A 13,984-nucleotide genomic window follows, 5' to 3' on the forward strand; every position below is an offset into this window, starting at 1 on the left:
ACTATAGCAAAAGTTGCCAAGCGTGTTTCCCCTGATTTTCTATGCGATAATTTTTCTTTTGCCAACGGATTACAGGCACCTGTCATGTCTCACTTGTTGCGTATTATCCTGATCAACAGCCACCTTGATGGGGTGGTGGAGCTGGCCCTGGATGGGCACACCAATATTTGCGGAACCAATGCCTCGGGTAAAACCACGCTCCAGCGGTTGTTGCCGGTATTTTATGGTGAACTACCCAATAAAGTAGTGCCCAGAACGCGCAAGAAGTTTGATGAATTTTATCTACCCAACAGCAACTCTTACCTGATTTATGAATATCGCCGCGAAGACGGTGATCTTTGTCAGGCGGTATTAACCCGTAAAGCCGATGGCGGAGTGGAATACCGCTTTATCAAGGCAGGTTACCTGCCAGGTGATTATCTTCAGGAAACACCCGAAGGCTTGCGTGCTTTTAACTACTCCGACTGGGCCAGCGGCTTACGCCAGCAGCAGCGTGTGGTTTCACCCAAACTGGCGGCCACCTCAGAATATCGCAGTATCATTCAAAATGATTTCAGTCTGCTGCGCGGTAATAGCCGTGAAGGCTTGCGTCTTCGCCAATTGGCTGCCCAGTTTAGTCTGGTCAAACAGACGCACCGGATCCGTCATATGGAAAAACTGGTATCAGCTGTTCATGCCAAGGAAGGCAAAATGGATACCTTAAAGACCATGCTGGCCGCCATTTTTGAAGAGGATGGTGTGGAGCTTCCGGTTACCGGTGTGCGAAACACCAAGGCCAGAGAATGGATTCAGCAAATGCGGCAGTCGATGCGTTTGGACAGCCTGCAGCAGGAATTCACCCAACTGAACAAGCTTGACCAGCAACTGGCGGCCCTGGAAGCAGAACTCTGGCAATTGCATCCCTTGTTGGAAAAGGATGCCGCCCAATTGCAGACCCTTCAAGCCGATGAAGAAGCCCTACTCAACCAGCTGAACTATGAACTTCAGCAACAGCAGCAAAGCTATGAAGAGGAACGTAATGGTTTTAACGACCGCTTGAGTGAAACCCGCAGTGAGCTGCGTCAGGTGGAAGCTGAACTGGAAGACCTGCATGCCCGCTATGATCAGTTTATCGAAAGGGATATGCCCGGTCTGGAAGCTGACTTACAAAGCCTGACTCAGTGGCGTCAGGATCGTGAAGAACTGGATAAGCATCTCCAGTTGATGCGCGATGAACTGGGTGATTCCCAGCAAAAACTGGAAGCCCGCAAGCTGGAGCTGTCGTTAAGTCTGGAACGGCAAACACGCGAAGCCTATGCCCGCATTCAAGAGCTGCAGAATGAAAAAGAAAGTCGCCGTGAAGCCCAGGAAGAAGAACGTAGCCGCTTACAGCAAGAACAGGAGCTGCAGGTAACTGAAAACCAAACGCTCTTCCAGGAACAGCTGGATGAAATGACCGAGCAGCTGGCCGCCATCCGAGCCCGAGAGAAGGTTTCCCAGCTGAATGAAGAGGAACTTGAAAAGCTGGAACTTGCGCAGGCACGTGTTGAGCAAGCTCAACAGCAACTCCAAGTTCACTCCAAAACTCTGGAAGCCTTGCGCCAGGAAGCAGAAACCAGCAAAGAAAAACGCCGTCAGGCCAGTGAACAGCTTACTCAGCTTCGCCAACAGCTGAGTCTGGCTGAAGCGCGTCAGCGTGAACTGGAACGTCAGAAGGATCCTGAACAGGGAACGCTCAGACACTTTTTGCGCGCCCACCAGCCTGGCTGGGAACAAAGCCTCGGTAAGGTGCTGCGTTCGGACCTGCTGGAGCGGAGTGACCTGTCGCCACAGCAGGTAGCGGGTGATGAACAGCGCTTGTTCAACCTGCAGTTGGATCTGAATGCAATAGAGTTGCCAGATTATGCCCGTGACGAACAGGAACTGCTCCTGGCTTTGGAAGCGGCCACTCATCGGGTTGCTGACTTGCAAGCGGACAGCCAGGCCAGTGAGAAACACCTGGCTGAGTGCAATCTGGATGTCAAACAGCGTGAAGAAGCTTTAGAGGGGGCGCGGCTGACACTGCGCAAGGTCGAAGCTGAAATTGATTATGCAGTGGATGCCCGTAATCGCTTACAGGAAGAGCAGCGCCTGTTGGAAAAAGAACGCCGGGAAAGCCTGCAAGCCCAGATTCAGCAGTTGGAAGGGCGTAAGCAGCAACTCCTGGCCCAGCGTGATCAGAGTTTGGAAGCCCTGCGCCATGAATACCAAACCCAGCTCCTGGAATTCAAAGCTGACTGGCAGGAGCAGTTGCAAACCCTGGATCGCCAAATTCAACAGCAGCAAGAACAGCTACAAGCCCTGCGTGATGAACAGCAACAGCAACTGGATGAACTGGAAGCGGCCTTCAATCGTGAGCTGGAAGAAAAACAGCTGGACCCCAGACATCTGCGTGAGGTTGAAGAACGTCGCCAGCGTTTGGATGAAAAAATTCGCATCACCAGTGGCCGCCGGGATGAATTGGATGCCTATCATAAATTTATCCGCATTGACTGGGAAAAGCGCAAGCCAGAACTGTTGCAAAGTGAAGCCCGGCTCAAGCAGGAGGCGCGCCAGGCTGAGCAGGCCCTGGAAAAACTTAAGGAAGACTTTAAAACCAAGCGTGCAGGTTACAATCAGCGGCTGCAGCAACTGAAGAAAAGGCTGGAAGAACACCAACGGCTGCTGAACCAGCTGGGTCCTCTGGTCAGTCGTTTGGAAAGCCTGACACCACCAGAACAGCCCCCTCAACAAGCCCTGATGGCGGGTGACGTAACCGAGCGCATAGAGCGTGCTCAAAAGGCATTCACTGAAAGTGATCAATTGCGCCATCAATTCAGAAAATCCTTGGAAGATTTTGAAGCCCATCTGATCAAGGATGCGAGCAGTGACTTTATTGATTATCTGAACAATGAACGTCAAAAATTGGAAGGCGACCGCCCGGGTTCTGCCAATCCCCGCCAGCTCCTGCCGATTCTTGCCGGTATGCTTAAACTCCTGGAAGACCAGCAGCATCAGCTTTTGGAGCAGGGGCGTAATCTGGGTGCGGATTTAAGTAAGTTCTTCACAGTGTTTCGTGACCTCAACCTGCGTATCCATGAACAGAGCCGGCGCTTAAGCCGGGAGGTGGCTGATGATCTGTTACTGGAAGGCATCAGCAAATCTGAAGTAAAAATTCAGTCAACCATAGACGAGCTGGGTTTCTGGAAACCCTTGCGCCACTTTGCCAGCCTCTATGAAGACTGGCGTCTTTCCGGTGAACGCTTGCCGGGTAATGAATACCTGCATGCCCTGGCCGATGTGGTTGAGCTGCTACGCAGTGACCAGAGCTATACCTTTGAAAGCCTGCTGCGCTTGGAGCTGCATCTGAATGAGGGTGGCACGGATCTGATTATTCGCAATGACCGCCAGCTGCTGGAATCCTCCAGCCATGGCATGGCCTACCTGATTCTATGTAAATTTCTGCTGGCCTTTACCCGTCTGCTTAGGGGGCCAGCCGATATAGCGATTCATTGGCCAATCGATGAAATAGGCACCCTGGCCTACCACAATGTCGAAAAACTCTTTAAGGCCTGTGAAAGCAATCGTATTCACATCGTTGGCGCCTTTCCCAACCCAGAATCGGATGTGCTGCTGCTTTTCCAGCACCGCTATTTGATCGACCGGGATAGTAACAACCCCAACAAACGACAACTGAAACGTATCCAGCCCCAACTAAGCCGTCTGGCTGAACGCCTGCAACAAAAACACCAGGAGGTGGTGTCATGATTCAAGTACACGGCCCTCTGTTGGAACGCCTGCTGGCGGGTGAATTTATTTGCCCGGTGACTGATGAAGACGCTTTTCGCCATCTTCAGGATGAAAGCACGCGTGAAGCCATCAATGATTATTTGAAACCCTTGAATCGGCGCCTTGCCAGTAATCCCGAAGGCAGTGTTTGGTTTCTGGCCTGGTTGGAATTAACCGGTGAGGCCAGGGATCAGCTGTCGGGTCAATTGGCGCTAACCCTGAACAGCCTGCAACCCTTGCTGGAATGGATGCAACTGGTTCAGGAGGCCCTGGGTAAGGATGCCGTTATTTCAGCAGGCGATGTTTTGAAACCGGCTGAATTTACCCTGAAGTGTGAAGATAACGCCAGCTTGAAAGATCGCCTGCAGCGTTTGGCCAGTGATCGCTTTTTCAATTCGCAAAGTGATGCTTTAGATAATCAGGTCAAATTGATTTTTCGCAGGCTTAAAGAACATGGCTATTTATTGCAGCCACACAGTGACCGCCAGTTTTACCTGGTGACCAGTAAAGTCGATTACCTGATCGATCTGATTCGTTTTATTCGTGATGAAGAAAACCTCCCCATTGACCAAGAGGTGGGCGAGCAGGAGGAACTTCTCTGATGGTGGATGAAACCTTCACCAGTAGCCTGGTTAAAACGGGTGTCGAGCGCCTGAGTTTGCTGGGTAAACATGCCGAAGCCCTGATGCAAGGCTATATTGGCGAAGAAGTCGACCCCTCCGCTTTTAGTGAGACCGCCCTAAAAAAGCTGATGGCAGCGCGCATTCTATGGCGGCCGGATGAATATTCGGGTCTGAAGCTAAGCCATCGGGTGAGGGATCTGCTGGCAGAAATGCTGGCTGATGAAAAGCGTCGCCATGTTAATGCGGATGTTGCTGAGACACTGGAGCTGATTCGTAATCTGGTACAGGGGTATCACGAAGCTCAGCACCGGGGTGATTACCTGTTGGCTGAACAGCAGCAGCTGAGACTCACTCAGGAAGTGGATGATCTAAACAGTCGTTTTGCAGATGCTATAGATAGCCTCTGGCAGCGGTTGAATAGTGATTTTGGTTTTGTCAGCAGCCTGAATGACAAGATTCGGGAAAATGAGCGCGCACAAAAGCAGATCAGTCGTCTCTTGGATGGGCTGGAACTCATTGATTTTGAAGAGCTGATCGCTTTGGTTGCTGGTCAGGGTGCGCTTCGTAAGCTCTTGATAAGCCAGCTGCAAGTCCAGGTGTCCAGTCATTACACCAGCCTGCGTGAAGTTCAGGTGCGCCTGGTGCAGCTGCTGGCGCGTTTTCGCCAACAACAGGAACGCAGCCTTTTGGTTCATGGCATGCTGGCCTTTTTACGCGAGCATCCGGGATTTCAGCCAGGCAATTATGCCCGACGCAGCCAAGTGCCGGAAGTGGTCAACCGGGCGGCGCCTCTGGTGCCCGCCGCAGCTGTTGCCCTGGATCGCCCTTCAGAAAGTGATCAACTGGCTGAGCTGGTACGGCAACTGCCCCGCCGCGAACAGCCTCTGGTGGCTACGGAAGAGGCCGGGGTTCTGGCAACGCCCCAGGATGAAGCCATTGCCGCCCGCCAACAACAGCTTAAAAAAGAAGTTGAAGACTTTTATCTGGAAGTGATTGATTCCGAAGGGGCAGTTAGTGCCCTGGATTTTTGGCATAAAAAACAGCTGGGTTGGGATGCTGAAATCTGGCTTTTTCAGGTCTTGGCTGAGCACCAGGGTTTGCCAGCCCAAGAGCAGGAACAGTTACACCTTTTTAAAGAAGAGAGTCCAGCCAGTGACTGGAACCAGGTACTATTAATTCGTGACCTGCACCTGCAATTCAAACGCTCGGGAGTGGGTTTATGAATGGACTTTCTTTGAGTCCGGCGGCCCGCAAGCAATTGCTCGGTATTTATCAGCGCTTAAGAAAGGGCGAAATCCAGGTCAAGAAAAAACTCGGCGGGCCGGTGATACAGGAAATTCTGGACTGGTGTTATGAGCAGGAAATTCATTTAGGTAGCCGCAAGGGCAGTAAAGATTTTGCCTTTGATGCACTTTTTTTGGGACAAATAGAAAAGGCACTCAAAGAGTTGGGTCAGCAGCCTTTGCAAGCGGGAGACCCGGCGCAAACACGTGAAGACCAGGCGCAGCTGGGCCTGGATGAATTCAAGGGTCAGGGCGAAAGCCCAAGGGAGCAGCGTTTACTGGTTAATCTGCCCAATGCAAACGGCTTTCTTGATCAGGTTTGCCTGGAACCCAGTCGGCGTGTTTATGCTGATTTGGACTGGCGAGACCTGAATCTGACCAGCTTTGAACAGCTACTGGTGGTTGAAAACCTGGATAGTTTTTATAGCCTGCAACAGCCGGGTTGTTTGTTGCCTGCTTCCCTGAATAGCGCCCTGATTGCATATCGGGGTGATCAACACTATGCCTCGGGCCTTAAACAATTGAAAAGTTGCTGGCGGGACAGACGCAAGGCCTCCATTTATCTGGGCGACTTTGATGCCAAGGGAGTCAATATAGCGGTTAATGAAGGCTATACCCATCTGCTGCTTCCGCCTTTAGCCTATGTTCAGGAAAAGGCAGCAGCCTTGCATCAGCCCGAACAGCAATTGCGCTATCAGAAGAGTTTGCGTGAAAAGTTGCAGGCTTTGCCAGCCAGGCATCCCTTGGTGGCCTATTTACAGCTGCTCATCCGTGAGCAAAGAGGGTTAAGACAGCAGTGGTTCCGAACCTCGGAACTGCAACTGCTGCCCCTCTAGATCCCTTTAGCCCAGCTTGTCTTTGAGAAGCTGGTTGACCGTTTGAGGATTGGCTGTGCCCTTGGAGGCCTTCATGACCTGGCCGACAAAGAAGCCAATCATCTTGCCCCGCTTATCCGCTTCGGCTGCCTTGTACTGATCAACCTGAGCCTGATTCTGGGCCAAGACGTCGTCAATGATAGCTTCAATGGCGCCGGTATCGGTGACCTGCTTAAGCCCCTTGGCTTCAATGATGTCATCAGCGGTATGGCCTTCACCGGCCCAAAGCGCCGCGAAAACCTGCTTGGCGGCCTTGCCATTGATGGTGTCATCAAGCAATCGCTTGAGGAGGCCAGCAAGCTGTTCTGGAGCAACAGGGGCCTGTTGAAGGTCAAGGCTGTCACGGTTGAGCTGAGCGGAAAGCTCACCGGTGACCCAGTTGGCCGCAAGTTTCGCATCGCCACAGATTTCTGTGACCCGGTCAAAGTAGTCAGCCAGAGCGCGACTGGCAGAGAGCACTCCAGCATCATAGTCTGACAGGCCGAGTTGTTCTGTAAAGCGCTGGCGCTTTTGATCAGGCAGTTCTGGCAGCCCTTCTTTCAGGTGCTGAATGTAGGCTGTGTCGAGTTCTACCGGTAGCAGATCCGGGCAGGGGAAGTAGCGGTAATCATTGGCTTCTTCCTTGGTCCGCATGGAGCGGGTTTCATCCAGATCAGGATCGTAAAGACGGGTTTCCTGAACCACGCGGCCGCCATCTTCAATCAACTCAATCTGACGCTCGATCTCATGGTTGATAGCCTTTTCGACAAAGCGAAAGGAGTTAACGTTTTTGATTTCGCAGCGGGTTCCCAGCTCTTTTTGTCCCTTGGGACGTACCGAGACGTTGGCGTCACAGCGCAGTGAACCTTCAGCCATATTGCCGTCAGAGATACCCAGATAGGTAACAATTGAGTGGATGCCTTTCAGATAGGCAACGGCTTCCTTGGCCGAGTTCATTTCAGGTTCAGAAACGATTTCCAGTAAAGGCGTACCTGCCCGGTTAAGGTCTACACCGGTCATGCCGTGGAAGTCTTCATGCAGACTTTTGCCAGCATCTTCTTCCAGGTGGGCGTGGTGAATACGGACACGCTTGCTGCCTTCTTCCAGAGGGATATCCAGATAGCCAGGACCAACAATAGGCTCGGCCATTTGGCTGGTTTGGTAGCCTTTGGGCAGATCTGGGTAGAAGTAGTTCTTGCGTTCAAAGTAGGAGCGCTGCGGGATGTTGGCATTAACGGCCAGACCAAACTGAACAGCCATTTCCACGGCTTTTTCATTTAGTACCGGCAAAACACCGGGCATACCCAGGTCGATGACACAGGCTTGGGTGTTGGGCTCGGCACCAAAGCGGGTGCTGGCACCGGAAAAAATCTTCGATTCTGTGGCGAGCTGGACGTGTACTTCCAACCCGATAACCGCTTCCCATTGCATAGTGCAAACCTTTCTATAATAGGACTTATTCTTGATATCGGATGCTCAAATCACTGCGGTAGTGACTTGTGATCTTCGTTTAATCCAGTTCCGGAGCCTGTAGATGATGATCGGTAACCTGCTGGAACTGGTGGGCGACATTCAACAGGCGGCCTTCATCAAAATGATTGCCTATCAGCTGCATGCCAACCGGGCGACCTGAGACTTGCCCTGCTGGAACTGACATAGCTGGTAGGCCTGCCAGGTTCACGCCCAGGGTATAAATATCTTCCAGGTACATTTGCACCGGATCACTGGTTTTGCTGCCCAGATCAAAAGCCGGAGTCGGCGTTGTTGGTGCCAGCAGGAGGTCGACTTCATTAAGCGTTTTCTGGAAGTCTTCAGTAATCATTCGTCTTAACTGCTGGGCTTTGCGGTAGTAGGCATCGTAAAAGCCTTCTGATAGGGCGTAGGTGCCAATCAGGATGCGGCGTTTCACTTCCGGGCCAAAGCCTTCACTGCGTGAGCGTTTGTAGAGATCTTCCAAATCCTTGGGATCTTCACAACGATAGCCAAAGCGTACACCGTCAAAACGCGACAGGTTGGAGCTGGCTTCAGCAGGTGCAATCACATAGTAGGCCGGAATGGCCAGGCGGGTCAGAGGCAGGCTGACTTCGAGAACCTGGGCACCGAGTTTTTCCAACTCTTTGACGGCAGTATCCAGGCAGGCTTTCATCTCTGGGTTGAGATCACTGCCAAAGTATTCTTTGGGCAGGCCAATTTTCAAACCCTGAAGAGGTTCTTGCAGTAGGGCGGGATAATCAGGAACACAGCGTTGGATGCTGGTCGAATCCCGTTGATCAAAACCGGCCATTTCTTTCAGCAGCAGGGCACAGTCTTCTGCGGAACGGGCCATGGGACCACCTTGGTCCAGACTGGAGGCATAGGCAATCATCCCCCAGCGGGAAACCCGGCCATAGGTGGGTTTGATTCCGGTGATGCCGCAGAAGGCAGCAGGTTGGCGTATGGAGCCACCGGTATCTGTTCCTGTTGCGGCAGGAACCAGGCGGGCGGCGACAGCGGCTGCTGAGCCACCGGAAGAGCCACCGGGGACAGCCTGGGCATTCCAAGGGTTTTTAACCGGGCCATAAAAAGAGCTTTCGTTGGAAGAGCCCATGGCAAATTCATCAAGATTGGTTTTGCCCAATGAAACCATGCCAGCAGCAGCCAGGCGCTCAACAACAGTGGCTGAATAGGGGGCAACAAAGTTGTCGAGGATTTTTGAACCACAGGAGGTTTTGACGCCCTGGGTGCAAAAAATATCCTTGTGGGCCAAGGGAATGCCGGTCAGTGGACTCGCCTTGCCCTGGCTGATACGCTGGTCTGCAGCTGCCGCTTCTTTAAGAGCTTCTTCTGCGGTTACCGAGATGAAGGCGTTGAGTTGGCTGTGCTTGGCAATACGATCCAAAAAGGCCTGGGTGAGCTCAGTGCTGGAAAAATCACCAGAGGCCAGGCCATGGGCCATCTGGGTCAGGCTCAGGTTGATCATGCTGTCTCCTAGAAAATCGACTCTTGCTTACTCAACGACTCGCGGGACCAAATAGAGCCCCTTTTCGGTGGCAGGGGCACCGGCTTGTAGGTATTCAGGGTCCACCGTTTCGGTTACTTCATCAATGCGTAGGCGTTGTGTTGCATCCAGAGGGTGAGCCATAGGTTGCACCTGATCGGTATCGATGGCCTGCATTTCATCAACCAGATCGAGAATGTTGCTGAGGGCCTGGGCGTAGTCCTTGACGGCTTCGGGCTCCAGGGTCAAGCGTGCCAAGTGGGCAACCTTATGCAATTCTTCTGCTTCCAGAGTCATTTGATAACCTTAATGCTGATTTAAAGTGCAATGACTGTTGTGTCATGAATCAAAGTCGTAAAGAATAACATATATTTAGTGGCGCAAGTGTTAAAGTTGCTTGCTCTGACCCCCTCAGGTTGCTAGAGTTTCCGCCCAGTAGAGGGTTTCAATAGGATAGGTCACCAAAAGCATGATTAAACGTCTCAGAGGTATGTTCTCCAGCGATCTTTCGATTGACCTGGGAACCGCAAATACTTTGATTTATGTACGCGGGCAGGGAGTGGTTCTGAATGAGCCCTCAGTAGTTGCTGTCCGCCACCATGGTAACCAGCGTAGTGTGGCTGCCGTGGGTTTTGAAGCCAAGCGGATGCTGGGCCGGACACCTGGCAATATTACGGCGATACGTCCGATGAAGGATGGTGTAATTGCCGACTTCCATGTTACTGAAAAAATGCTGCAGCATTTTATTTCCAAAGTACATGACAACAACTTTTTCACACCCAGCCCCAGAGTCCTGGTGTGTGTGCCTTGTATGTCTACTCAGGTAGAGCGGCGTGCGATTAAAGAGTCGGCACTGGGTGCCGGTGCTCGGGATGTTTTCCTGATTGAAGAGCCTATGGCAGCTGCAATCGGTGCTGGCCTGCCAGTTGAAGAGGCTCAGGGCTCCATGGTGGTTGATATCGGTGGTGGTACCACTGAAATTGCTATTATCTCCCTGAACGGCGTGGTTTATTCTGAGTCGGTTCGTATTGCTGGTGACCGTTTTGATGAAGCCATTGTTGCCTATGTGCGCCGCCATTATGGCAGCTTGATTGGTGATGCCACGGCAGAACGCATTAAACAAGAAATTGGCTGTGCCTATCCCGGTAGCGATATCAAAGAAATCGACGTTCGCGGTCGTAACCTTGCAGAAGGGATTCCACGTAGCTTTACGCTCAACTCCAATGAGATCCTGGAAGCCTTGCAGGAACCTCTGGCAGCCATAGTGCAGGCCATCAAGAGTGCCTTGGAACAGTCTCCACCAGAACTGGCTTCGGATATTGCCGAACGGGGCTTGGTGCTGACCGGCGGCGGCGCCTTGTTGCGTGATATCGATAAGCTGATTGCAGAAGAAACGGGCCTCCCTGTTATCATTGCAGAAGACCCTCTGACCTGTGTGGCACTGGGTGGCGGCAAAGCTCTAGAATTGATTGATCAGCAGACTTTCGATTTGCTGGCGATTGAATAAGCATTCAGCGTCCAGCTTCCCAGCTTTGAAACGCCCCCTGAAAATTTCAGGGTGGCGTTTCTTTACGTTAAAGCCAGTGTTTTCAAGAGGGTAGTACCATCAAGCAACTTTTCGCTAAAGGACCTTTTTTGGGTTACCGCTTGCTGTTTGCGGTAACCCTGAGTGCCCTTTTGATGCTTGCCGAACATCGCTTTTCAGAAGTGGCCTATGCGCGTTCCTGGATGTCTCTGGTAGTAACGCCTATTCAATGGGCGGCAGATGTTCCCGGCCGCACCTGGGGCTGGGCGGTTGATACTCTAGCCAACCGTAATCTGCTTCTTGAAGAAAACCGTGAACTCAAATCCCAGGCGTTGGTTTTGGCTGAACGCAGTCAGACTATGTCTGCCGTGGTGGCTGAAAATGTTCGCCTGCGCGAACTCTTGAATGCGGCCCAGCGCAGTGAATTGGACTTTATCACCGGCGAGCTGATCGGGGTTAATTATGACCCCTTCTCCCAGCAGGTGGTGATCAACCGGGGACGTCAGGATGGTGCCTACATTGGCATGCCCGTTGTTGATGCTTCAGGTGTTATGGGCCAGCTAATTTCGGTGAGCCCCTATACCAGTCGTTTGCTGCTGATTTCAGATACTAACCACGCCCTTCCGGTCCAGGTTAATCGCAATGGTTTGCGCTTTGTTGCCCAGGGCAGTGGTCGTGCCAACCTCTTGCGGTTGGATCATGTTCCTGAAACCGCCGATATTCGGGAGGGGGATCTCCTTGTTACTTCCGGGTTGGGTGATCGCTTTCCCTTTGGTTATCCGGTAGCCCGTATTGAGCGGGTGAGTCATCAGCGAGGTGAACCCTTTATGGATGTCGAGGCTCGTCCACTGGCTCAATTGGATAGGAGTCGTTACGTACTTCTGTTGTTCTACCAAGAACCCATGCCCGATGATGTGGATGCACCAAACAGGAGGTCACGTTAATGGCCAAGAAAACCTTTCATGGCTTTTGGTTGGTGCAGCTGACCTTTTTGGTCGCCCTTTATCTGCAGGCTTTGCCCATGCCGGATGCGGTTCTTTATTGGCGGCCTGAGTGGCTGGGCTTGGTATTGATTTACTGGTCACTAAGTTTGCCGCAGCGGGTGGGTATAGTGCATGGCTTCTTTTGGGGGCTGCTGTTGGATCTGATAGAGGGCACTCTGTTGGGTCATAATGCTTTGGTGATGGCACTTCTGGGCTTTCTGTGCAATCGTTTTTACCAGCGCATACGTATGTATTCCCTGCTTAAGCAATCGCTGCTGGTGTTTCTGTTGATTGGAATTAGCCAACTGGTTTTTCAATGGATTCAGGGTATTTTTGGTGCCATGTCCACGCTGGGTTTCCTGTTGCTGCCTGCATTGGTTTCCGGTTTGCTTTGGGCCTGGGTGTTTACCCTCTTGCAGGGACTCAAACGGCGCTTTGCCCTGAATTAAATAGGGTTTAAGGATAGTAAATGAGTGAAGAAATACTGATCAACCTTACTCCCATGGAAACCCGGGTGGCCCTGGTGGAAAATGGTGTTCTCCAAGAAGTCTACATTGAGCGTACTCGACGCAGAGGGATCGTTGGTAATATTTATAAGGGTAAGGTTGTTAGGGTCTTGCCTGGAATGCAGGCTGCTTTTATCGATATAGGTTTGGAAAGGGCTGCTTTTATTCATGTTGCTGAAGTCGCCCGTTCTCAGACAGAAGCTGAAATGCCCAATATCAGCCAACTCTTGCATGAAGGCCAGCTTCTAGTTGTGCAGGTAACCAAAGATCCGATAGGAACCAAGGGTGCCCGCTTGACCACTCATCTATCGATTCCTTCGCGTTACCTGGTTTACATGCCACAAACCCCGCATGTTGGTGTTTCCCAGCGTATTGAGCAGGAAGAAGAACGGGAACGTCTGAAAAACTTGGTTGGTCAGGGGATGTCCGATATTGCCGAAGCCGAAGAGGGTGGCTTTATTCTGCGCACCGCTGCTGAAGGCGTGGGTAGCGAGGAAATCTTGGCAGATATCCAGTTCTTGCATCGTGTCTGGCAGGCCGTGCAAAGGCGGATTAAGAGAGACCAGATCATCTGCTGTGTTTATGAAGACCTGCCCTTGTTCATGCGTTCGATGCGTGATTTTGTACGCCCCGAAATTGAAAAAATCAGAATTGATTCCAGAGAAAACTTTCAAAAGCTGCAAGAGTTTGTGCAAGAGTTTGTCCCTCAATTGGAAGCACGTTTGGAATACTATCCTGGTGAAAGGCCCATTTTTGACCTTTACAGTGTCGAGGATGAAATTCAAAAAGCCCTGACCCGTAAGGTGCAGCTAAAAAGTGGCGGTTATTTGGTTATCGACCAAACTGAAGCCATGACTACTATCGATGTTAATACCGGTGGGTTTGTCGGGCACCGCAACCTTGAAGAAACCATTTTCAAAACCAACCTGGAAGCGGCAGCAGCCATAGTGCGCCAATTGAGGTTGCGTAACCTGGGTGGCATTATCATTATTGATTTTATCGATATGGATGATGCTGAACATCAGCGTCAGGTGCTCAGATTGCTTGAAAAGAATTTGGAAAGGGACCATGCCAAAACCAAGCTGTCTGGGGTAACTGAGCTGGGCCTGGTGCAAATGACCCGCAAACGCACCAGGGAAAGTTTGGAGCAGATCATTTGTGAGCCTTGCCATCTGTGTCAGGGGCGCGGAACGCTGAAAACACCTGAATCCATTTGTTATGAAGTTCTGCGTGACTTGTTGCGTATGGATCGAGCCTATGGCGGTGATGCCTATTTGGTGATGGCCAGCCAAGAGGTTGTTGATCGTTTTCTGGATGAGGAGTCAGCTGCTGTAGCTGATTTGGAAGCTTTTATTGGCAAGACCATACGCTTTCAGGTTGAGACCCTTTATTCCCAAGAGCAATTTGATATTGTTCTTCAGTAATCATGGCCAGCAGCAACAGAAAG

11 protein-coding genes are annotated in these 13,984 nt (G+C 51.5%); 8 read left to right on the forward strand and 3 right to left on the reverse strand.

All coding sequences use genetic code 11. The features are described 5' to 3' along the window. Nucleotides 1–84 precede the first annotated feature (84 nt). From BM185_RS06000 to BM185_RS06015, 4 genes are read left to right on the forward strand one after another with little or no spacing between them, the layout of a single operon-like run. On the forward strand, nt 85–3,765 hold the full coding sequence (locus BM185_RS06000; protein ID WP_091960746.1) for an ATP-binding protein: 3,681 nt from the start codon (nt 85–87) through the stop codon (nt 3,763–3,765). Further along, a complete protein-coding gene (locus BM185_RS06005; protein ID WP_091960748.1) occupies nt 3,762–4,388 on the forward strand; it encodes a condensin complex protein MksE in 627 nt (208 codons plus the stop codon). Before BM185_RS06000 ends, BM185_RS06005 begins: the two co-directional genes overlap by 4 nt. Beyond that, entirely contained in the window at nt 4,388–5,632 is a 1,245-nt protein-coding gene (locus tag BM185_RS06010) for a hypothetical protein (protein ID WP_091960751.1), read from the forward strand. Before BM185_RS06005 ends, BM185_RS06010 begins: the two co-directional genes overlap by 1 nt. Beyond that, a complete protein-coding gene (locus BM185_RS06015) occupies nt 5,629–6,528 on the forward strand; it encodes a DUF7281 domain-containing protein (protein ID WP_091960753.1) in 900 nt (299 codons plus the stop codon). Before BM185_RS06010 ends, BM185_RS06015 begins: the two co-directional genes overlap by 4 nt. 6 nt (nt 6,529–6,534) lie before the next feature. On the opposite strand, the gene gatB is transcribed toward BM185_RS06015, so the two are convergent. Genes gatB through gatC form a run of 3 tightly spaced genes read right to left on the reverse strand, consistent with a single transcriptional unit; the run spans nt 6,535 to nt 9,820 of the window. Next, nucleotides 6,535–8,013, reverse strand: coding sequence for an Asp-tRNA(Asn)/Glu-tRNA(Gln) amidotransferase subunit GatB (gene gatB / locus BM185_RS06020; protein ID WP_281247330.1), 1,479 nt, complete (start codon nt 8,011–8,013; stop codon nt 6,535–6,537). Nucleotides 8,014–8,056: 43 nt separating this feature from the next. Next, nucleotides 8,057–9,505, reverse strand: coding sequence for an Asp-tRNA(Asn)/Glu-tRNA(Gln) amidotransferase subunit GatA (gene gatA / locus BM185_RS06025; protein ID WP_091960758.1), 1,449 nt, complete (start codon nt 9,503–9,505; stop codon nt 8,057–8,059). 27 nt (nt 9,506–9,532) lie between these two features. Next, nucleotides 9,533–9,820: an Asp-tRNA(Asn)/Glu-tRNA(Gln) amidotransferase subunit GatC gene (gatC, locus tag BM185_RS06030; RefSeq protein WP_091960761.1), complete on the reverse strand. Its 288-nt coding sequence runs from the start codon at nt 9,818–9,820 to the stop codon at nt 9,533–9,535. 172 nt (nt 9,821–9,992) lie between these two features. On the opposite strand from gatC, the gene BM185_RS06035 reads away from it, so the two are divergent. The 4 genes from BM185_RS06035 (at nt 9,993) to rng (ending at nt 13,961) form a co-directional block, all read left to right on the forward strand. Continuing rightward, nucleotides 9,993–11,030: a rod shape-determining protein gene (locus BM185_RS06035; RefSeq protein WP_091960763.1), complete on the forward strand. Its 1,038-nt coding sequence runs from the start codon at nt 9,993–9,995 to the stop codon at nt 11,028–11,030. 98 nt (nt 11,031–11,128) lie between these two features. Beyond that, entirely contained in the window at nt 11,129–11,992 is an 864-nt protein-coding gene (mreC, locus tag BM185_RS06040) for a rod shape-determining protein MreC (protein ID WP_091960766.1), read from the forward strand. After that, a complete protein-coding gene (mreD, locus tag BM185_RS06045) occupies nt 11,992–12,480 on the forward strand; it encodes a rod shape-determining protein MreD (RefSeq protein ID WP_091960768.1) in 489 nt (162 codons plus the stop codon). Before mreC ends, mreD begins: the two co-directional genes overlap by 1 nt. Before the next feature lie 20 nt (nt 12,481–12,500). After that, a complete protein-coding gene (rng, locus tag BM185_RS06050) occupies nt 12,501–13,961 on the forward strand; it encodes a ribonuclease G (protein ID WP_091960771.1) in 1,461 nt (486 codons plus the stop codon). The last annotated feature ends 23 nt before the right edge of the window (nt 13,962–13,984 follow it).

The sequence above is a fragment of the Marinospirillum celere genome, from assembly GCF_900112235.1.
GTDB lineage: Bacteria > Pseudomonadota > Gammaproteobacteria > Pseudomonadales > Halomonadaceae > Marinospirillum > Marinospirillum celere.

Excerpts from the sequence above, each read along its gene's own strand:
- BM185_RS06015 (WP_091960753.1), top strand. The coding sequence starts at position 5,629 with ATGAATGGACTTTCTTTGAGTCCGGCGGCCCGCAAGCAATTGCTCGGT.
- gatA (WP_091960758.1), bottom strand. The coding sequence starts at position 9,505 with ATGATCAACCTGAGCCTGACCCAGATGGCCCATGGCCTGGCCTCTGGT.
- BM185_RS06010 (WP_091960751.1), top strand. The coding sequence starts at position 4,388 with ATGGTGGATGAAACCTTCACCAGTAGCCTGGTTAAAACGGGTGTCGAG.
- gatC (WP_091960761.1), bottom strand. The coding sequence starts at position 9,820 with ATGACTCTGGAAGCAGAAGAATTGCATAAGGTTGCCCACTTGGCACGC.
- BM185_RS06035 (WP_091960763.1), top strand. The coding sequence starts at position 9,993 with ATGATTAAACGTCTCAGAGGTATGTTCTCCAGCGATCTTTCGATTGAC.
- rng (WP_091960771.1), top strand. The coding sequence starts at position 12,501 with ATGAGTGAAGAAATACTGATCAACCTTACTCCCATGGAAACCCGGGTG.
- mreD (WP_091960768.1), top strand. The coding sequence starts at position 11,992 with ATGGCCAAGAAAACCTTTCATGGCTTTTGGTTGGTGCAGCTGACCTTT.
- BM185_RS06005 (WP_091960748.1), top strand. The coding sequence starts at position 3,762 with ATGATTCAAGTACACGGCCCTCTGTTGGAACGCCTGCTGGCGGGTGAA.
- BM185_RS06000 (WP_091960746.1), top strand. The coding sequence starts at position 85 with ATGTCTCACTTGTTGCGTATTATCCTGATCAACAGCCACCTTGATGGG.